This is a genomic window from Citrobacter sp. LST-B2 (genome assembly GCF_057983045.1).
On the sequence record NZ_CP192598.1, the window covers coordinates 5,066,057 to 5,085,450 of the forward strand.

Annotated in this window: 16 protein-coding genes; 15 read left to right on the plus strand and 1 reads right to left on the minus strand. The window is 52.0% G+C overall.

What is annotated here, in order from left to right:
- The first annotated feature begins 5 nt into the window (after positions 1–5).
- From atpG to phoU, 10 genes are all read left to right on the plus strand, one after another.
- Positions 6–869, plus strand: coding sequence for a F0F1 ATP synthase subunit gamma (atpG, locus tag ACQ0PY_RS24360; protein WP_005121458.1), 864 nt, complete (start codon positions 6–8; stop codon positions 867–869).
- Between the two features lie 26 nt (positions 870–895).
- Positions 896–2,278, plus strand: coding sequence for a F0F1 ATP synthase subunit beta (gene atpD, locus ACQ0PY_RS24365; protein ID WP_003023806.1), 1,383 nt, complete (start codon positions 896–898; stop codon positions 2,276–2,278).
- A 20-nt stretch (positions 2,279–2,298) separates the two neighbouring features.
- On the plus strand, positions 2,299–2,718 hold the full coding sequence (locus tag ACQ0PY_RS24370; protein ID WP_003023809.1) for a F0F1 ATP synthase subunit epsilon: 420 nt from the start codon (positions 2,299–2,301) through the stop codon (positions 2,716–2,718).
- A 313-nt stretch (positions 2,719–3,031) separates the two neighbouring features.
- On the plus strand, positions 3,032–4,402 hold the full coding sequence (gene glmU, locus ACQ0PY_RS24375; RefSeq protein WP_044268158.1) for a bifunctional UDP-N-acetylglucosamine diphosphorylase/glucosamine-1-phosphate N-acetyltransferase GlmU: 1,371 nt from the start codon (positions 3,032–3,034) through the stop codon (positions 4,400–4,402).
- Between the two features lie 237 nt (positions 4,403–4,639).
- Complete coding sequence (gene glmS, locus ACQ0PY_RS24380; RefSeq protein WP_044256178.1) at positions 4,640–6,469, plus strand: glutamine--fructose-6-phosphate transaminase (isomerizing); 1,830 nt, start codon at positions 4,640–4,642, stop codon at positions 6,467–6,469.
- 320 nt (positions 6,470–6,789) lie between these two features.
- Entirely contained in the window at positions 6,790–7,830 is a 1,041-nt protein-coding gene (pstS, locus tag ACQ0PY_RS24385) for a phosphate ABC transporter substrate-binding protein PstS (RefSeq protein ID WP_044268157.1), read from the plus strand.
- A gap of 192 nt (positions 7,831–8,022) precedes the next feature.
- Complete coding sequence (pstC, locus tag ACQ0PY_RS24390) at positions 8,023–8,982, plus strand: phosphate ABC transporter permease PstC (protein ID WP_042323550.1); 960 nt, start codon at positions 8,023–8,025, stop codon at positions 8,980–8,982.
- Entirely contained in the window at positions 8,982–9,872 is an 891-nt protein-coding gene (pstA, locus tag ACQ0PY_RS24395) for a phosphate ABC transporter permease PstA (RefSeq protein WP_042998748.1), read from the plus strand. The genes pstC and pstA overlap by 1 nt, the downstream gene beginning before the upstream one ends.
- Before the next feature lie 97 nt (positions 9,873–9,969).
- Complete coding sequence (gene pstB, locus ACQ0PY_RS24400) at positions 9,970–10,743, plus strand: phosphate ABC transporter ATP-binding protein PstB (protein WP_042998747.1); 774 nt, start codon at positions 9,970–9,972, stop codon at positions 10,741–10,743.
- A gap of 24 nt (positions 10,744–10,767) precedes the next feature.
- Positions 10,768–11,493, plus strand: a complete 726-nt coding sequence (phoU, locus tag ACQ0PY_RS24405) for a phosphate signaling complex protein PhoU (RefSeq protein ID WP_042998746.1) — start codon at positions 10,768–10,770, stop codon at positions 11,491–11,493.
- Between the two features lie 82 nt (positions 11,494–11,575).
- Here the strand turns inward: phoU and yieH are convergent, their stop codons facing one another.
- Entirely contained in the window at positions 11,576–12,241 is a 666-nt protein-coding gene (gene yieH / locus ACQ0PY_RS24410; RefSeq protein ID WP_042998745.1) for a 6-phosphogluconate phosphatase, read from the minus strand.
- A gap of 166 nt (positions 12,242–12,407) precedes the next feature.
- Here yieH and adeP point away from each other — a divergent pair, with 166 nt between their 5' ends.
- The 5 genes from adeP to phsC all read left to right on the plus strand — a co-directional run bounded on the left by adeP (position 12,408) and on the right by phsC (position 19,368).
- A complete protein-coding gene (gene adeP / locus ACQ0PY_RS24415; RefSeq protein ID WP_042998744.1) occupies positions 12,408–13,745 on the plus strand; it encodes an adenine permease AdeP in 1,338 nt (445 codons plus the stop codon).
- Between the two features lie 305 nt (positions 13,746–14,050).
- Positions 14,051–15,757, plus strand: a complete 1,707-nt coding sequence (locus ACQ0PY_RS24420; protein ID WP_042998743.1) for an HAL/PAL/TAL family ammonia-lyase — start codon at positions 14,051–14,053, stop codon at positions 15,755–15,757.
- A 5-nt stretch (positions 15,758–15,762) separates the two neighbouring features.
- Positions 15,763–17,334 carry a flavocytochrome c gene (locus ACQ0PY_RS24425; RefSeq protein WP_043001783.1) on the plus strand — a complete coding sequence of 524 codons (1,572 nt, stop codon included), beginning with the start codon at positions 15,763–15,765 and terminating at the stop codon, positions 17,332–17,334.
- Position 17,335: 1 nt separating this feature from the next.
- The gene (locus ACQ0PY_RS24430) at positions 17,336–17,752 is read left to right on the plus strand and encodes a cytochrome c3 family protein (protein ID WP_051642285.1); all 417 of its coding nucleotides are present in this window, start codon (positions 17,336–17,338) and stop codon (positions 17,750–17,752) included.
- Between the two features lie 8 nt (positions 17,753–17,760).
- A complete protein-coding gene (gene phsC / locus ACQ0PY_RS24435; protein WP_052517422.1) occupies positions 17,761–19,368 on the plus strand; it encodes a thiosulfate reductase cytochrome B subunit in 1,608 nt (535 codons plus the stop codon).
- Positions 19,369–19,394: the final 26 nt, after the last annotated feature.

Here is a 19,394-nt window from a genome sequence, read left to right on the forward strand (position 1 = left end):
AGCTCATGGCCGGCGCAAAAGAGATACGTAGTAAGATCGCAAGCGTCCAGAACACGCAGAAGATCACTAAAGCGATGGAGATGGTCGCCGCTTCCAAAATGCGTAAATCGCAGGATCGCATGGCGGCCAGCCGTCCTTATGCAGAGACCATGCGCAAAGTGATTGGTCACCTTGCGAATGGTAATCTGGAATATAAGCACCCGTACCTGGAAGAACGCGACGTTAAACGCGTGGGCTACCTGGTGGTGTCGACTGACCGTGGTCTGTGCGGTGGCTTGAACATTAACCTGTTCAAAAAGCTGCTGGCGGATATGAAAACATGGTCCGATAAAGGCGTTCAGTGCGACATCGCAATGATCGGCTCTAAGGGCGTGTCTTTCTTTAATTCCGTTGGCGGTAATGTGGTTGCGCAGGTAACCGGTATGGGGGATAACCCTTCCCTGTCCGAACTGATCGGTCCGGTTAAAGTGATGCTGCAGGCTTACGATGAAGGTCGTCTGGACAGACTGTACGTTGTCAGTAACAAATTTATCAACACCATGTCTCAGGTTCCGACGCTGACTCAACTGCTGCCATTACCGGCATCAGAAGATGAAGAGTTAAAACAAAAAGCCTGGGATTACCTGTATGAACCTGATCCGAAACCGCTGCTGGATACCCTGCTGCGTCGTTACGTTGAATCTCAGGTTTATCAGGGCGTGGTAGAAAACCTGGCCAGCGAGCAGGCCGCACGTATGGTGGCGATGAAAGCCGCGACCGACAATGGCGGCAGCCTGATTAAAGAGCTGCAGTTGGTATACAACAAAGCTCGTCAGGCCAGCATTACTCAGGAACTCACCGAGATCGTCGGTGGTGCATCCGCGGTATAACCAGGTTAATTCGTAGAGGATTCAAGATGGCTACTGGAAAAATTGTCCAGGTAATCGGCGCCGTGGTTGACGTCGAATTCCCTCAGGATGCCGTACCGCGCGTGTACGATGCTCTTGAGGTTATGAATGGTAAAGAGAGTCTGGTGCTGGAAGTTCAGCAGCAGCTCGGCGGCGGTATCGTACGTACCATCGCAATGGGTTCTTCCGACGGTCTGCGTCGTGGTCTGGAAGTCAAAGACCTCGAGCATCCGATCGAAGTCCCGGTAGGTAAAGCAACACTGGGTCGTATCATGAACGTCCTGGGTCACCCGATCGACATGAAAGGCGATATCGGTGAAGAAGAGCGTTGGGCTATCCACCGCGCAGCACCGTCCTATGAAGAGCTGTCCAGCTCTCAGGAACTGCTGGAAACCGGTATCAAAGTTATCGACCTGATGTGTCCGTTCGCGAAGGGCGGTAAAGTGGGTCTGTTCGGTGGTGCGGGTGTAGGTAAAACCGTAAACATGATGGAGCTTATCCGTAACATCGCGATCGAGCACTCCGGTTACTCCGTGTTTGCGGGCGTAGGTGAACGTACTCGTGAGGGTAACGACTTCTACCACGAAATGACCGACTCCAACGTTCTGGATAAAGTATCCCTGGTATATGGCCAGATGAACGAGCCGCCGGGAAACCGTCTGCGCGTTGCACTGACCGGTCTGACCATGGCAGAGAAATTCCGTGACGAAGGTCGTGACGTACTGCTGTTCGTCGATAACATCTATCGTTACACCCTGGCCGGTACGGAAGTTTCCGCACTGCTGGGTCGTATGCCATCAGCGGTAGGTTACCAGCCGACCCTGGCGGAAGAGATGGGTGTTCTGCAGGAACGTATCACTTCTACCAAAACCGGTTCTATCACTTCCGTTCAGGCGGTATACGTACCTGCGGATGACTTGACTGACCCGTCGCCAGCCACCACCTTTGCTCACTTAGATGCAACCGTGGTACTGAGCCGTCAGATCGCGTCTCTGGGTATCTACCCGGCCGTTGACCCGCTGGATTCTACCAGCCGTCAGCTGGATCCTCTGGTGGTTGGTCAGGAACACTACGACACCGCGCGTGGCGTACAGTCCCTGCTGCAGCGTTACCAGGAACTGAAAGACATCATCGCCATCCTGGGTATGGATGAACTGTCTGAAGAAGACAAACTGGTGGTAGCACGTGCGCGTAAGATCCAGCGCTTCCTGTCCCAGCCGTTCTTCGTTGCGGAAGTATTCACCGGTTCTCCGGGTAAATACGTTTCCCTGAAAGACACCATCCGTGGCTTTAAAGGCATCATGGAAGGCGAGTATGACCACCTGCCAGAGCAGGCGTTCTACATGGTTGGTTCTATCGACGAAGCCGTAGAAAAAGCCAAAAAACTTTAACGCCTTAATCGGAGGGTGATATGGCAATGACTTACCACCTGGACGTCGTCAGCGCAGAGCAACAAATGTTCTCTGGTCTGGTCGAGAAAATCCAGGTAACGGGTAGTGAAGGTGAACTGGGTATTTTCCCAGGGCACGCCCCACTGCTCACCGCCATTAAGCCTGGTATGATCCGCATCGTTAAACAGTTCGGTCATGAAGAATTTATCTACCTGTCTGGCGGCATTCTTGAAGTGCAACCTGGCAGCGTGACCGTACTGGCTGATACCGCGATTCGCGGGCAGGATCTCGATGAAGCGAGAGCCCTGGAAGCGAAACGTAAGGCTGAGGAGCACATTAAGAGCTCTCATGGTGACGTGGATTACGCTCAGGCATCTGCGGAACTGGCCAAAGCGATCGCGAAACTGCGCGTTATCGAGTTGACCAAAAAAGCGATGTAACACCGGGTTGAAAAAATGAAAACCAGTCTGATTTCAGGCTGGTTTTTTTTTGCCTGTCATTAATGTGCTGTTTGCGTCATCTTTCTTTAGGGATCAAAAAAAGAGCAAAAACATTAGCCTGGCGTGTTAATCGCGATATCAGGTGACATTTCAGAAGACAAAAGTCGCAGCAATGGACGAAAATGTCTCTATCTTCGTTGGGGAAAATTCGCGATTGTGCGTTTTATCCTCTGCCCATTTCACGACGAAAAAAATGTAGTATTTTCAACGTGAAACGGTATAAATTCGTTCTCAAATTATAGTCAGGGCGCGTATGTTGAATAAAGCGATGAGCGTAGTGATCCTTGCCGCAGGCAAAGGCACACGTATGTATTCCGATCTTCCAAAAGTGCTGCACACCCTTGCCGGGAAATCGATGGTTCAGCATGTCATTGATGTAGCAAATGAATTAGGCTCATCTCAGGTGCATCTGGTCTACGGCCACGGTGGCGATCTGCTTAAAGAAAGCCTGAAAGAAGACAACCTGAACTGGGTGCTGCAGGCGGAGCAGTTGGGCACCGGCCATGCTATGCAGCAGGCAGCGCCGTTCTTTGGCGATGATGAAGACATTTTAATGCTCTACGGTGATGTCCCGCTGATCTCCGTTGAAACCCTGACTCGCCTGCGTGAAGCTAAACCCCAGGGCGGCATCGGTTTGTTGACCGTCGTGCTGGACGATCCGAGCGGCTATGGTCGCATCACCCGTGAAAACGGCAAAGTGACCGGCATCGTTGAGCATAAAGATGCCAGCGAGGAACAGCGCAGGATTCAGGAGATCAACACCGGGATCCTGATTGCCAATGGCGCGGACATGAAACGCTGGCTGTCTAAACTGACCAATAACAATGCGCAGGGTGAATACTACATCACCGACATCATTGCGATGGCCTACCAGGAAGGGCGTGAGATTGCGGCGGTACATCCGGCGCGTATTAGCGAAACTGAAGGGGTAAATAACCGTCTTCAGCTCTCCCGCCTGGAGCGTGTTTACCAGTCCGAGCAGGCAGAAAAACTGCTGCTGGCGGGCGTGATGCTGCGCGATCCGGCGCGTTTTGACCTGCGCGGTACGCTCGTTCACGGGCGAGATGTTGAAATTGATACTAACGTTATCATCGAAGGCCACGTCACGTTGGGCCATCGCGTGAAGATTGGCGCGGGCTGCGTCATTAAAAACAGCGTTATTGGTGATGACTGTGAAATCAGCCCGTACAGCGTAGTGGAAGATGCCCATCTGGACGCGGCCTGCACCATTGGACCCTTTGCTCGTCTGCGCCCTGGTGCGCAACTGATGGAAGGTGCTCACGTCGGTAACTTCGTCGAGATGAAGAAAGCGCGTCTCGGCAAAGGTTCAAAAGCCGGTCACCTGACCTATCTGGGCGATGCGGAAATTGGCGACAACGTGAACATTGGCGCAGGCACCATTACCTGCAACTACGACGGCGCGAACAAGTTTAAAACCATTATTGGCGACGATGTGTTTGTCGGATCCGATACTCAGTTGGTGGCGCCGGTGACCGTAGGCCATGGGGCAACCATCGCTGCCGGGACCACCGTCACCCGTAACGTGGCTGATAATGAGTTGGTCATCAGCCGTGTTCCGCAGGTGAATAAGCAGGGCTGGAAACGCCCGGTGAAGAAAAAGTAGATATTTTTGCCGGATGGCGCTTTCGCTTATCCGGCCTACGTTCAGTGATGTTTTGTTGGCCGGATAAGGCGTTGCCTGCATCAGGCCAACCCGGGTGAGGAAATAAAAATGTATTTCCCCCCAGCAGTACCTATAAAAATAACCCCACTCTCTACAAGGCTCGGGGCGCCCGAAAATACGGGCATACAGGTCGAAAGACAACGACAGGCATAATGCCTTGATTCGGAATAAAAAACTATGTGTGGAATTGTTGGCGCTATCGCGCAACGTGATGTAGCTGAAATCCTTCTCGAAGGTTTACGTCGTCTGGAATACCGTGGTTACGACTCTGCGGGTCTGGCCGTGGTAGATGCAGAAGGTCATATGACCCGTCTGCGTCGTCTGGGTAAAGTACAGATGCTGTCTCAGGCTGCGGAAGAACATCCGCTGCATGGCGGTACTGGTATTGCTCACACCCGTTGGGCTACGCATGGCGAACCTTCAGAAGCAAACGCGCATCCGCATGTTTCTGAACACATTGTGGTGGTGCATAACGGCATCATCGAAAACCATGAACCACTGCGTGAAGAACTTAAAGCGCGTGGCTATACCTTCGTTTCAGAAACCGACACCGAAGTAATTGCTCACTTAGTGCACTGGGAGCTGAAACAGGGCGGTACGCTGCGTGATGCTGTGCTGCGTACCATCCCGCAACTGCGCGGCGCGTACGGTACGGTAATCATGGATACCCGTCATCCAGATACGCTGCTGGCTGCACGTTCAGGTAGCCCGCTGGTTATCGGTCTGGGAATGGGCGAAAACTTTATCGCCTCCGATCAGTTGGCGCTGCTGCCGGTGACCCGTCGCTTTATCTTCCTGGAAGAAGGCGATATTGCGGAAGTGACTCGCCGTTCCGTCGCGATTTTTGATAAAACGGGCGCGGACGTGAAGCGTCAGGATATCGAATCTAATCTGCAATATGACGCGGGTGATAAAGGTATCTATCGCCACTACATGCAGAAAGAGATTTACGAACAACCGAATGCGATTAAAAACACTCTGACCGGGCGCATCAGCCACGGCGAAGTGGATTTAAGCGAACTTGGGCCAAAAGCTAACGAGCTGTTGTCTCAGGTTGAGCATATCCAGATCATCGCGTGTGGCACGTCTTACAACTCCGGGATGGTTTCTCGCTACTGGTTTGAATCTTTGGCCGGTATTCCGTGCGACGTCGAAATCGCTTCTGAATTCCGCTACCGCAAATCAGCAGTACGCCGTAATAGCCTGATGATCACGCTGTCTCAGTCGGGTGAAACGGCGGATACGCTGGCAGGCCTGCGTTTGTCGAAAGAACTGGGCTATCTGGGTTCACTCGCCATCTGTAACGTTCCGGGGTCTTCTCTGGTACGTGAATCGGATTTGGCGATGATGACCAATGCCGGCACGGAAATCGGCGTGGCGTCGACGAAAGCCTTTACCACTCAGTTAACCGTTCTGCTGATGCTGGTGGCGAAACTGGCGCGTCTGAAAGGTCTGGATGCGTCCATTGAGCATGACATTGTTCATGGCCTGCAGGCGCTGCCGAGCCGTATCGAGCAAATGCTCTCTCAGGACAAACGCATTGAAGCGTTGGCTGAAGATTTCTCTGACAAACACCATGCCCTGTTCCTGGGCCGTGGCGATCAGTATCCGATCGCTCTCGAAGGCGCGTTGAAGCTGAAAGAGATCTCCTATATACACGCAGAAGCCTATGCGGCAGGTGAGCTGAAACACGGCCCGCTGGCGCTGATTGATGCCGATATGCCGGTTATCGTTGTTGCACCAAACAACGAACTGCTGGAAAAACTGAAGTCCAACATTGAAGAAGTGCGCGCCCGTGGCGGTCAGCTGTATGTCTTCGCCGATCAGGACGCCGGTTTTGCCAGCAGCGACAATATGCACATCATTGAGATGCCGCATGTGGAAGAGGTGATTGCACCGATCTTCTATACCGTGCCGCTGCAACTGCTGGCTTATCACGTGGCGCTGATTAAAGGTACCGACGTGGATCAGCCGCGTAACCTGGCAAAATCAGTTACCGTCGAGTAAAACGCTCATGCCCTGCGAAAGCGGGGCATTTTTTTTTCATTCCTGTGCTGTTTTTAATCAATTTTCCCGCCGTTTTACTGTGACAAATCGTCATCTTCAGCTACTTTTTTCAGTGTCACAAAAAGAAAATTTTCCTGAAAAGCTATTGTCATATTTTCAGTTAACTTAATGATAAACAGGAAAAAAATCATTCTGATTTAACGGAAATTTTCATTGTCATAAAACTGTCATATTTCGTACATTTAACTGTCACCTGTTTGTCCTATTTTGCTCATCGTAGCCACTTAACAATGATTTACGAAAATCTTGCAGGAGACATTATGAAAGTTATGCGTACCACTGTCGCAACTGTTGTCGCCGCGACCTTATCTATGAGCGCTTTCTCTGCATTAGCAGCAGCAAGTCTGACAGGCGCAGGTGCAACTTTTCCTGCGCCGGTGTATGCCAAATGGGCTGATACTTATCAGAAAGAGACCGGTAGTAAAGTTAACTACCAGGGTATCGGCTCCTCCGGTGGTGTTAAACAAATTACAGCGAATACTGTTGATTTCGGTGCCTCTGATGCGCCGCTGTCTGACGAAAAACTGAATCAGGAAGGCCTGTTCCAGTTCCCGACCGTGATTGGCGGCGTGGTACTGGCGGTGAACATCCCAGGTCTGAAGTCTGGCGAACTGGTGCTGGATGGTAAAACGCTGGGTGACATCTACCTGGGTAAAATCAAGAAGTGGGATGATGAAGCCATCACCAAACTGAACCCAGGCGTGAAACTGCCTTCTCAGAACATCGCCGTTGTGCGTCGTGCCGATGGTTCTGGTACCTCCTTCGTCTTCACCAGCTATCTGGCGAAAGTGAACGAAGAGTGGAAAACCAAAGTGGGCGCTGGCTCTACCGTTAACTGGCCAACCGGTCTGGGCGGTAAGGGTAACGACGGTATCGCCGCGTTCGTACAGCGTCTGCCAGGTTCCATTGGCTACGTTGAATACGCTTACGCTAAGCAGAACAACCTGGCATACACCAAGCTGGTTTCTGCTGACGGTAAACCGGTTAGTCCGACTGAAGAGAACTTCGCTAACGCCGCGAAAGGCGCTGACTGGAGTAAATCCTTCGCACAGGATCTGACGAACCAGAAAGGTGATGATGCGTGGCCGATTACCTCCACCACCTTTATTCTGATTCATAAAGAGCAGAAGAAACCTGAGCAGGGTGCTGAAGTACTGAAATTCTTCGACTGGGCATACAAAAATGGCGGCAAACAGGCTAATGACCTGGATTACGCCAGCCTGCCGGACAGCGTGGTAGAGCAGATCCGTGCAGCATGGAAGACCAATGTGAAAGACAGCAGCGGTAAAGCGCTGTACTAAATACCCGTCATACTTCGAGCCGCAGCTGTGTTGGCTGCGTTTGTTCACCCCAGTCACATAGTGAATCTATGCTCCTGGGGATTCACAAGCTTGCCGCCTTGCTGCAACTCGAATTATTTAGGGTATGGCATTACGTTAGCCAGGAAGCGCGATAAAATGCGCGCTTCCTGGCCCAAACTTAAAGAGTGATTTATGGCTGCAACCAAGCCTGCTTTTAACCCACCGGGTAAAAAGGGTGACAAAATCTTCAGCGCGCTGGTAAAACTGGCTGCGCTGATTGTGCTATTGATGTTGGGTGGCATTATTGTCTCTCTGATCATCTCCTCCTGGCCCAGCATTGAGAAATTTGGTTTCTCTTTCCTGTGGACCAAAGACTGGGACGCGCCAAACGATATCTACGGGGCGCTGGTACCGATCTACGGTACGCTGGTCACCTCTTTTATCGCATTGCTGATCGCCGTTCCGGTGAGCTTCGGCATTGCCCTGTTTCTGACCGAACTCGCGCCAGGCTGGCTGCGTCGTCCGCTGGGGATTGCGATTGAATTGCTGGCAGCTATCCCGAGTATCGTCTACGGCATGTGGGGCCTGTTTATCTTTGCTCCACTGTTTGCCACTTATTTTCAGGAACCGGTCGGTAATATCCTTTCCAACATTCCGTTTGTTGGCGCGCTGTTCTCCGGCCCGGCGTTTGGTATCGGTATTCTGGCGGCTGGCGTGATCCTCGCCATCATGATCATCCCTTACATTGCAGCTGTAATGCGTGATGTATTTGAACAGACGCCGGTGATGATGAAAGAGTCTGCATACGGTATCGGCTGTACCACTTGGGAGGTTATCTGGCGCATCGTGTTGCCGTTCACCAAAAATGGGGTAATTGGCGGCATCATGCTGGGTCTGGGACGAGCACTGGGTGAAACGATGGCGGTGACCTTCATCATCGGCAACACCTACCAGCTCGACAGCGCATCGCTGTATATGCCGGGTAATAGTATCACCTCGGCGCTGGCGAATGAATTTGCGGAAGCGGAGTCTGGCCTGCACGTTGCGGCGTTGATGGAACTGGGTCTGATTCTGTTCGTGATTACCTTCATCGTGCTGGCAGCGTCTAAGTTTATGATTTTGCGCCTTGCGAAGAACGAGGGGGCACGCTAATGGCTACGCTTGAAATGCAAACCAGCGCGGAACTGGCGGAATCCCGCCGCAAAATGCAGGCTAAGCGCCGGATGAAAAACCGCATCGCCCTGACGCTTTCTATGGCGACGATGGCGTTTGGTCTGTTCTGGCTCGTCTGGATCCTGATGTCCACCATTTCCCGTGGTATCGACGGGATGTCGCTGGCGCTGTTCACCGAAATGACGCCGCCGCCGAACACGGCGGGTGGCGGTCTGGCGAACGCCCTGGCGGGCAGTGGTCTGTTGATCCTCTGGGCAACCGTGTTTGGTACACCGCTGGGCATCATGGCCGGGATTTATCTGGCGGAATATGGTCGCAAATCCTGGCTGGCGGAAGTGATTCGCTTCATCAATGACATTCTGCTTTCCGCCCCGTCTATTGTGGTTGGTCTGTTCGTGTACACCATTGTGGTGGCGCAGATGGAGCACTTCTCCGGTTGGGCGGGCGTGATTGCGCTGGCGCTGCTGCAGGTGCCTATCGTGATTCGAACCACCGAAAACATGTTGAAGCTGGTGCCGGATAGTCTGCGTGAAGCGGCTTATGCGCTGGGGACGCCGAAATGGAAAATGATCTCCGCGATTACGCTGAAAGCGTCTGTCTCCGGGATCATGACCGGTATCCTGCTGGCGATTGCGCGTATCGCAGGTGAAACCGCTCCGCTGCTGTTTACCGCGCTCTCCAATCAGTTCTGGAGTACCGACATGATGCAGCCGATCGCCAACCTGCCGGTCACCATCTTTAAATTTGCGATGAGCCCGTTTGCGGAATGGCAGCAACTGGCGTGGGCCGGGGTGCTGATTATCACGCTGTGCGTATTGCTGCTGAACATTCTGGCGCGCGTAATTTTCGCCAAGAGTAAACACGGTTAACACGTTGCCGGATGGCGGCGTGCGGCCTACGGTTGAACCTATTTGTTGTAGGCCTGATAAGCGAAGCGCCATCAGGCATGATAAGGAAAAGAGTAAAATGAGTATGGTTGATACTGCTCCGGGTAAGATTCAGGTTCGTGATTTGAACTTCTACTACGGCAAATTCCATGCCCTGAAGAACATCAACCTGGATATTGCAAAGAACCAGGTAACGGCATTCATCGGGCCTTCTGGCTGCGGTAAATCGACGCTGTTGCGTACGTTCAACAAGATGTTTGAACTCTACCCGGAACAGCGTGCGGAAGGTGAAATTCTGCTCGATGGTGACAATATTCTCACCAATACCCAGGATATCGCCCTGCTGCGTGCCAAAGTCGGGATGGTGTTCCAGAAGCCGACGCCGTTCCCGATGTCTATCTACGACAACATCGCCTTTGGCGTGCGTCTGTTTGAGAAGCTGTCCCGGGCGGATATGGACGAGCGTGTGCAGTGGGCGTTGACCAAGGCCGCACTATGGAATGAAACCAAAGATAAATTGCACCAGAGCGGATATTCTCTCTCCGGTGGTCAGCAGCAGCGTCTGTGCATCGCGCGAGGTATCGCCATTCGCCCGGAAGTCTTGCTGTTGGATGAGCCGTGCTCAGCACTGGATCCGATCTCAACCGGTCGTATCGAAGAGCTGATTACCGAGCTGAAACAGGATTACACCGTGGTGATCGTGACCCACAACATGCAGCAGGCTGCGCGTTGTTCCGATCATACGGCGTTTATGTACCTGGGCGAGTTGATTGAGTTCAGCAACACGGACGACCTGTTCACCAAGCCCGCGAAGAAACAAACCGAAGATTACATTACTGGCCGCTACGGTTGATATGCCCGGGCATCTGGAGAAATGATGGACAATTTAAACCTTAATAAACACATTTCAGGTCAGTTCAACGCCGAACTGGAAAGTATCCGCACTCAGGTAATGACGATGGGCGGCATGGTCGAGCAGCAGCTTTCTGATGCCATCACCGCGATGCACAATCAGGACAGCGAGCTGGCGAAACGCGTTGTTGATGGCGATAAGCACGTCAATATGATGGAAGTGGCGATTGATGAAGCCTGTGTTCGCATCATCGCCAAGCGCCAGCCGACGGCGAGCGATCTGCGTCTGGTGATGGCGATCATCAAAACCATCGCCGAACTGGAACGTATTGGCGACGTGGCGGATAAAATCTGTCGTACCGCGCTGGAGAAGTTCTCCCAGCAGCATCAGCCGCTGCTGGTGAGCCTGGAGTCACTGGGGCGTCACACCATACAGATGCTGCACGACGTGCTGGATGCGTTTGCGCGGATGGATCTGGATGAAGCAGTGCGTATCTACCGTGAAGACAAGAAAGTGGACCAGGAATACGAAGGGATTGTGCGTCAGCTGATGACCTATATGATGGAAGATTCGCGTACGATTCCCAGTGTACTGACTGCGTTATTCTGTGCACGCTCTATCGAGCGTATCGGCGACCGCTGCCAGAATATCTGCGAATACATCTTCTACTTCGTGAAGGGCCAGGATTTCCGTCACGTAGGCGGTGATGAACTGGATAAGCTGCTGGCGGGTAAAGATCCAAAAGAGTGATAAAACGTAGAAAATAGGCCGGATAAGCGTTAGCGCCATCCGGCAATTGCCCGGTGGCGCAAGCTTACCGGGCCTACAAAAATTACCGGGTAATATTCCAGCCGCGTGCTTTCCACAACGCTGGCAACTGTGCCAAATCGGTAAAAGTCGTCACTTTGGGATGTTCGATAGGCTTGTTGTGCGGATCGGCACAGAAGTAGAACACTTCCATTCCCGCATCAATCCCCGACTGCGCGCCAGCGGAAGAGTCATCGACCAGAATGCAGTTCTGTGCGTTGACGTTCATCGCTTTTGCTGCGTGGAACATCAGCGCCGGATCGGGCTTCCAGCGTTGAATATCGTAGCCGCTGTACAGTTTGTCCGGAAAATGATGCAGCATGCCCAGTTTACCCAGCGAGTGTTGCATTTTGCTGACCGGACCGTTAGAAACCACGCACATCGGCACTGTCATGCTGTCCAGCAGGGTATTCGCACCAGGGATCACTTCCAGTTCCGAGTCGAACAGGCGTGCGACCTCGGCGCGGTAGACGGGTTCTAAGTCGGCTTTGGCCAACGTCACCCCATGCTCCTCGTTAATGATATCAATGATTTCGTAGAGTTTTACGCCCTTAAAGCGTTTAAAAGTTTCTTCGAGATCGAGGGTGATACCGAATTCCTGGAACATTGCGACGTACGCGCGGGAACAGATCACTTCACTGTCGACCAGCGTACCGTCACAGTCAAAAAATACCGCTTCAATTCCGGACATGCCTTTCCCTTTTCACAAGTTTAACGTTTACGTACTGCCTGATTGTGCAACGCAATCGTTGCCGTATAAGCAAATTCAATGAAAAAAACCTCACACAATCACCCCCTATTGTCGCATTTTGGTATAGGATAGCGACGAATTTTCCCTCCTTGTTTGGAAATTGATAATGAGTCAACAACACACAACCCAGACGTCTGGTCAGGGGATGCTGGAACGCGTGTTCAAACTGCGCGAACATGGCACAACGGCACGAACCGAAGTGATCGCCGGTTTTACCACCTTCCTGACGATGGTTTACATCGTTTTTGTTAACCCGCAAATTCTGGGCGTTGCTGGCATGGACACCAGCGCCGTCTTCGTGACCACCTGTCTGATTGCCGCGTTCGGCAGCATTCTGATGGGGCTGTTCGCTAACCTGCCGGTGGCACTGGCGCCTGCGATGGGGCTGAATGCGTTCTTTGCCTTCGTTGTGGTTGGCGCGATGGGCCTGTCGTGGCAGGTCGGTATGGGGGCGATTTTCTGGGGCGCCGTCGGTCTGCTGCTGCTGACTATTTTCCGCGTGCGTTACTGGATGATTGCCAATATCCCGGTCAGTCTGCGCGTGGGGATCACCAGCGGTATCGGTCTATTCATCGGCATGATGGGGCTTAAAAACGCGGGTGTCATCGTTGCGAATCCGGAAACGCTGGTCAGCATTGGTAATCTGACCTCCCATAGCGTCCTGCTGGGCGTGCTCGGTTTCTTTATCATCGCTATCCTGGCGTCACGTAATATTCACGCCGCCGTGCTGGTATCCATCATCGTCACTACGCTGTTGGGCTGGATGCTGGGTGATGTGCACTATAACGGCATTGTCTCTGCGCCGCCGAGCGTCTCGTCGGTGATTGGGCATGTCGATCTGGCGGGGTCGTTTAACATTGGTCTGGCTGGGGTGATTTTCTCTTTCATGCTGGTTAACCTGTTTGACTCCTCCGGCACATTGATCGGCGTAACTGATAAAGCCGGTCTGGCGGATGAAAAAGGGAAATTTCCGCGCATGAAGCAGGCGCTGTTTGTCGATAGCGTCTCCTCTGTGACCGGGGCATTTATCGGTACGTCTTCCGTCACTGCTTATATCGAGTCCTCTTCCGGCGTTTCTGTTGGGGGGCGTACTGGCCTGACCGCGGTGGTGGTTGGTCTGCTGTTCCTGCTGGTGATCTTCCTGTCACCGCTGGCGGGGATGGTGCCGGGCTATGCGGCTGCAGGCGCGCTGATTTACGTCGGTGTGTTAATGACGTCCAGTCTGGCGCGCGTGAAGTGGGACGATCTCACTGAATCTGTACCGGCGTTTATCACTGCCGTGATGATGCCGTTCAGCTTCTCCATTACCGAAGGGATCGCGCTGGGCTTTATCTCTTACTGTGTGATGAAAATCGGTACCGGTCGTCTGCGTGAGCTGAGCCCGTGCGTGGTCGTTGTAGCGCTGCTGTTTGTGCTGAAGATTGTGTTTATCGACGCGCACTAATGTAGAACATGCTTCAGCTTTGTTATCAAGGCTGAAGCATTTCCTGTCTGATAGTCTTTTATTCCTGTCCCAAAATATCAAGCTTGAAAATTATCTCTCTGCGAATAAATAATCTCTGTAATTTATGACCATGTTTTAGCGAGTTGTGGTTTCTTCTGGTGAATTATCTGTTAACAGATTGAAATGTTTTTACTTTGGTTTTTTTGAAATATCAAAAATAGCCATAGTAAATGCAGGGGGTATTTCAACTTTCGCACAGGCATTTTTCGTTACTGTTTCTTATCTCTATTAAAAGGAGTTTCGAAATGAAGAAAACTGTCATTGCGACGTTCTGTATCTCTCTGTTTTTTCCGCTATTCGCAAGCGCTACCACCAGCGTGACGCTGGATGGTCATTCATTAACACTGGATGATGCCTGGGCCATTGCTCAGGGGGAAAAACAGGTTGAGATCGCTGCCACTGCGATGGATCGCGTCGATAAAGCCAATAAACTTTTAATGATTGCTGCCGGAAAAGGCGTTCCCGTTTACGGACTGACGGTAGGTGTGGGACTCAATAAAGATAAATCTTTGTTTGATGCGCATGGAAAACTGACTCCGGAGGTTATTCAGGCCTCTCGTGAGTTTAATATCAACGCGCTGCATGCGCATGCGGCTGGCGTTGGTCCAGACATGCCGGATGAACTGGTGCGTCTGGCTATGGTGATTCGCCTGAATACGATGTTAACGGGAAATACTGGTGCCCAACCGCAGGTTGCCAAAATGTATCAGCAGTTTCTCAATAAGCACATTACCCCCGTCGTGCCCTCACAGGGCTCTGTGGGTGAAGCTGATATCACGCTTGCCTCTCATATCGGCGATGTGATGATTGGTGAATGGCGCGTTCGCGTAAAAGGCGTCGAGATGGATTCGGCAAAAGCGCTGAAACAGGCGGGTATTGATAAGCTGGAACCGCTCGGCAAAGATGCGCTGTCGATTCTTTCTTCCAATGCAGTATCAACAGCTTATTCTGCGCAGGCTCTTCTGGAGTCCAGACAGATTATTAACGTCACCCCGGCGGTGTTCGGTTTATCGCTGGAAGCGCTAAATGGCAACGTTGCGCCATTCCTGCACCAGAGTTTAAGCGTTAGACCTTTCCCTGGCATTCAGGATACTGCCGGAACGATTCGAACTGTGCTCACGGGTTCTTATCTCTGGCAACATCAGGATGGACGTCCTTTGCAGGACCCGCTCTCTTTCCGTACGACGGTATTTGTGCTTAATGAAGCGCGTCGCGAATGGAATGAAGCTTGGCAAATGCTGGAAATCCAGATGAACAGCTCGGACGACAACCCCGCGGTAATCGTAAATGCCGATCGTTCGTTGGCGGAAAATAGCCAGGTTGAGCAGTATTTCGTGAGCGCAAAAGGGGCCAATGGCGAAACCCTCAGCGGCGCGATTTTCCCGACCTCTAATTTTGAACCGCTGCCTCTGGCACTGGCGATTCAGAATCTGTCTTTAGCGATGGGACATCTGGCGCATAACAGCGTTCAGCGCACTTTGCATTTATCTGACGATCATTTCACCGGACTGAGTCGTTTCCTCGCTTCCGACACCAATCAGCAGGGACATGCCTTCGGCGCTATTCAGAAGCCACAGGTTGCGTTACTGGCGGATATTCGCGACTTGGTTAACCCAGTATCACTGGATGGGCAACCGATGGCGGGAACGATTGAGGATACCTACACCAACAATCTCCGGGCGTCCAAGCGATTGAGTCAAATCGTGGATGATATGCGCAGCATTTATGGTCTGGAACTGTTGCACGCCAGTCAGGCTGTCGATCTACGGAAACAGAAAAATCCTGACCTGAAGTTGGGTGAGATGACTGGAAAACTCTTTGCCGCCTATCGTGAAAAAGTACCGTTTGTTGTGCAGGATAGGATTTTTACTGACAACATTGCTGATTCATCCGCGTTAGTCGCATCGTTTCCTTCCGGTTCCCTGGTCAGTACGCAAGCAGGGAGCAAATGACGACAATGAAAAAAACCGTTAATGCGTCGCGGCGAGCCTTTTTGACGAAAAGTACCCTCCTGGCGACCGGCGGCGCACTTACGGCGCTGACTGGAAAGGTGATGGCGCAGGATAACTGCGCCCCGGCTTCGTCGGTTCGTTACCATAAAGTCTATGATGTGATCGTTGTCGGAAGCGGCTTTGCCGGACTAGCTGCTGCACTTGAAGCCGCTCAGGCTGGCCGCAGCGTGCTGGTGATTGAAAAGATGCCTGTTTTTGGTGGCAACTCAGCGATTAACGGCGGTGCGGTTGCCGTAGCCGGATCGACTGTGCAGAAAAAAGAAGGGATCGTCGATTCACCAGAGTTGATGTTTAAGGACATGTTGAAAGCTGGACGTGGGCTAAATGATAAAGATCAGTTGAAGATTCTCGTTAACAACACGACCGCTGCATATGAGTTTACCCTACAACACGGCGTAAAATATAAACCGTTCGTACAGCATTTTGGCGGTCACTCTGTCCCTCGTACGTTGCAAACGGTAGAGAGTTCTGGGGCGGGGATCACTCGGCCGCTAAAAGAGTCCGCCATGAAAATGGGCGTTGTTTTTCGCGCCCAATGCAAGCTGGAATCTTTCCTGCAAAATTCTCAAGGACGTGTTATCGGTCTGACGGTACGTGACGGCTATCGTTTCCCGGATGAACAGAGCGGCAAGATAAGGCATTACGGCGCGCGTTACGGCGTGGTGATGTGTTCTGGCGGTTTTTCCAATGATCTGCGTTTTCGTAAAATGCAAAACCCCATGCTGGATGAGCGTGTCGACTCCACCAACCACCCTGGCGCTACATCGGAATGTCTGGTGCAAATGCTACGTATTGGCGCAACGCCAGTGCAGCTTGATCTTATCCAGCTAGGCCCCTGGTCTTCGCCAGACGAACGCGGATTTGGCTACGTTTCGCAGTTCAATACCATCTCAGGTTTTCCTAACGGAATTATGGTTAACCCGCGTTCTGGTCATCGTTTCACAAATGAGCTTGCCGATCGCAAAGAGCGTGAAGAGGGGATTCTGGCGCAGGTGGATGAGAAAGGGGATCCACTTTATCCCATCTGCTTCACCACGCTTGAAGGCGCGAAACTGGCTCAAAGCCTGAAACATGCCTTGCATTATGGTGTCGCCTGGCAGTTTGACTCACTGGATCAGTTGGCGGCGCATTTCGGCATACCTTTCGACACACTGCAAGAAGAAGTGGAGACCTACAATGCGGCCGTTGCGCGCAAAGGCGGCGATCGCATGAAAAAAGATGTGAGTCGTGCGGTTCCGTTAGACAAAGGGCCATTTGTTGCTGTACGCGTGTGGCCTAAAGTGCACTACGTCATGGGGGGGGTGCAGATCAGTATGCGCACAGAGGTACTCAATGCGGCTGATAGCAAACCTATCCCCGGCCTGTACGCTGCCGGAGAAGCGACAGCAGGTTCACATGGTGGAAGTCGTCTGGGGAGTTGCGCCGTTGCGGATTGCCTGGTTTTTGGCCGGATTGCGGGGCTTAGCGTTGCCTCAGCGACTGCTGCGGATGAAGCCTTTGACGTTGAGGGAATTTAATATGGCAAAATTATGGATAGCCATGCTGTTGCTGTGTATTGGTGGTTTTTCCCAGGTCATCGCTGCGACTGACGACGAAGCTGCTTTTCATCAGCAACTGAATGCAATGAACGTCAAGCCTTATCACCATTCATTGGAAGCCACCGGACGCAATACATCATGTCAGTTATGTCACGGTTCCAGCACGCCTGTAGCGGCACCGAATGATAAATCTTGCCTGAGTTGCCACGGTTCGCGCGACCAGATTGCCGGACTAACGCAACCCAATCCGCATGACAATAATGCAGAGCCCAACCCGCATGATTCAATGCATTACGGCAAAGATGTTCCTTGTACCGCTTGTCATAACGAACATAAACCCTCGGTAATTTATTGTAATAATTGCCATCTCTTTAAATATCCGGATATGAAGCCATGAGAGATATCATGCGCGGATTATTAACAAGAGGACTATTCTTTCTGCTGGTGGGATGGATACCCCTGTCGGGATATTGTGCGCCAGTGCCGACAGCGCAACTCAATCAACCTTGTCTGGCATGCCACGCTGATAGCGATATTCAGGGGATCTCGACGGACAAAGTACAGGTGAATTTAGTTGTCTCCGCCGATAAATATCACGACAGCGTGCATGGTGAAGTGCCGTGTATCGCCTGCCATCAGAGCCAACCCGGAAGCGAGGGATTTTCTGTCACCCCGCATGTTCTGAAGCCTGGCGACGACCAAAACTGCGAAAGTTGTCATGGCGTGGTCATGCGCGATACGGTGCATGCCGTACAGCAGAGCGCCCACAGTGAAAAGATAGCCAAAGGACTCTTCTCTTGTACCTCATGCCATAACGCGCACACCATGACGGCGGGAGAGCTAAACCATCCGGGTAAACAACGGGTTGCCGACGACAATTTGATGTGCACGAATTGTCATTCGCGGGCGGGAGTCTTTATGCACCTGTCCGGTGGGAAAAGCTCAACATCTCAGGATATGGCACACTCTGCGCTGCCTTATGCTTCTGAACATCTCAACAGTTTACGCTGCATTGACTGCCATGCCGATGCGGCGGATAGCACTTTGCATCGTATTCTGCCTGCTTCAAAAGCCATCAGCTGTGTACAGTGTCATGGCGACGGAATGCTGCTTACCGCTCGGCGGAAAACGTTTGCGCCTGATGAAAATGCCATGGCAGGTAGCTTGTTAGGGAAAGGGTTATTTGATGATGTATCTCTTAGAGAAAAACTGACGGCGGTGGCGCCTCCTGTTCCCGCAGTTCGTCAGATAGATGGTGTGTTATTTACCGATACCTACATGATTGGTAATAACGGCAGTGGTCAGGCCGATCGCTTCATTGCCTGGGCGCTGAGCGGCTTCGTAGTGTTGCTACTCTGTCATGGTTTGGGGCGGCTAATCATGTCGCGTCGTAAGACAGATATGCCGCTGGAGAAAAGTTATCTCTATACGCTGCCTGTCCGCTGCTGGCACTGGCTGAACGCACTCTGTTTTGCCGCGCTAATTATCAGCGGCTGTGCCTTGCATTGGGTGAGTGCGCGATTCTCGCTGTGGGTTGATGTGCACAATATTGCAGGGATATCGCTGTGTGTTATATGGCTGGGTTTTATCCTGGTTTCGATGTGTGGCAACGGGCACCATTATCAGGTGCGCTGGCAAGGTATTACAGGGCGGCTTATCCGTCAGACCCGCTACTACCTGTATGGTATTTTCCGTGGAGAACCTCACCCGGAGCATGCGTCGCCAGCGGCTAAATTCAATATTCTCCAGCAACTGGGCTATATTGGTGTGATGTTCCTGTTATTGCCGCTGCTCATTGTGACCGGATTACTGATGATGTATCCCGGTTATACGCCAGAAACTCTGTTTGCGTTACCTGGTAAGCAGGTTGTGGCTTGGCTCCATTACGCTTTGGCTGTCGTGATGGTGGCATTTATCATCGTGCATCTCTATTTAAGTAGTACAGGGGATACGCCGGGGGCACTGATTAAAGGTATGCTCGACGGTTTCCATCGCGCCAGAAAGCAAAAATAAAGACTGCTCCCCTTTTCCTGAAGAGA

Bases quoted from the DNA above. Each gene is read 5' to 3' on its own strand.
- atpG (WP_005121458.1), top strand. From the start codon at position 6: ATGGCCGGCGCAAAAGAGATACGTAGTAAGATCGCAAGCGTCCAGAAC.
- atpD (WP_003023806.1), top strand. From the start codon at position 896: ATGGCTACTGGAAAAATTGTCCAGGTAATCGGCGCCGTGGTTGACGTC.
- ACQ0PY_RS24370 (WP_003023809.1), top strand. From the start codon at position 2,299: ATGGCAATGACTTACCACCTGGACGTCGTCAGCGCAGAGCAACAAATG.
- glmU (WP_044268158.1), top strand. From the start codon at position 3,032: ATGTTGAATAAAGCGATGAGCGTAGTGATCCTTGCCGCAGGCAAAGGC.
- glmS (WP_044256178.1), top strand. From the start codon at position 4,640: ATGTGTGGAATTGTTGGCGCTATCGCGCAACGTGATGTAGCTGAAATC.
- pstS (WP_044268157.1), top strand. From the start codon at position 6,790: ATGAAAGTTATGCGTACCACTGTCGCAACTGTTGTCGCCGCGACCTTA.
- pstC (WP_042323550.1), top strand. From the start codon at position 8,023: ATGGCTGCAACCAAGCCTGCTTTTAACCCACCGGGTAAAAAGGGTGAC.
- pstA (WP_042998748.1), top strand. From the start codon at position 8,982: ATGGCTACGCTTGAAATGCAAACCAGCGCGGAACTGGCGGAATCCCGC.
- pstB (WP_042998747.1), top strand. From the start codon at position 9,970: ATGAGTATGGTTGATACTGCTCCGGGTAAGATTCAGGTTCGTGATTTG.
- phoU (WP_042998746.1), top strand. From the start codon at position 10,768: ATGGACAATTTAAACCTTAATAAACACATTTCAGGTCAGTTCAACGCC.
- yieH (WP_042998745.1), bottom strand. From the start codon at position 12,241: ATGTCCGGAATTGAAGCGGTATTTTTTGACTGTGACGGTACGCTGGTC.
- adeP (WP_042998744.1), top strand. From the start codon at position 12,408: ATGAGTCAACAACACACAACCCAGACGTCTGGTCAGGGGATGCTGGAA.
- ACQ0PY_RS24420 (WP_042998743.1), top strand. From the start codon at position 14,051: ATGAAGAAAACTGTCATTGCGACGTTCTGTATCTCTCTGTTTTTTCCG.
- ACQ0PY_RS24425 (WP_043001783.1), top strand. From the start codon at position 15,763: ATGAAAAAAACCGTTAATGCGTCGCGGCGAGCCTTTTTGACGAAAAGT.
- ACQ0PY_RS24430 (WP_051642285.1), top strand. From the start codon at position 17,336: ATGGCAAAATTATGGATAGCCATGCTGTTGCTGTGTATTGGTGGTTTT.
- phsC (WP_052517422.1), top strand. From the start codon at position 17,761: ATGCGCGGATTATTAACAAGAGGACTATTCTTTCTGCTGGTGGGATGG.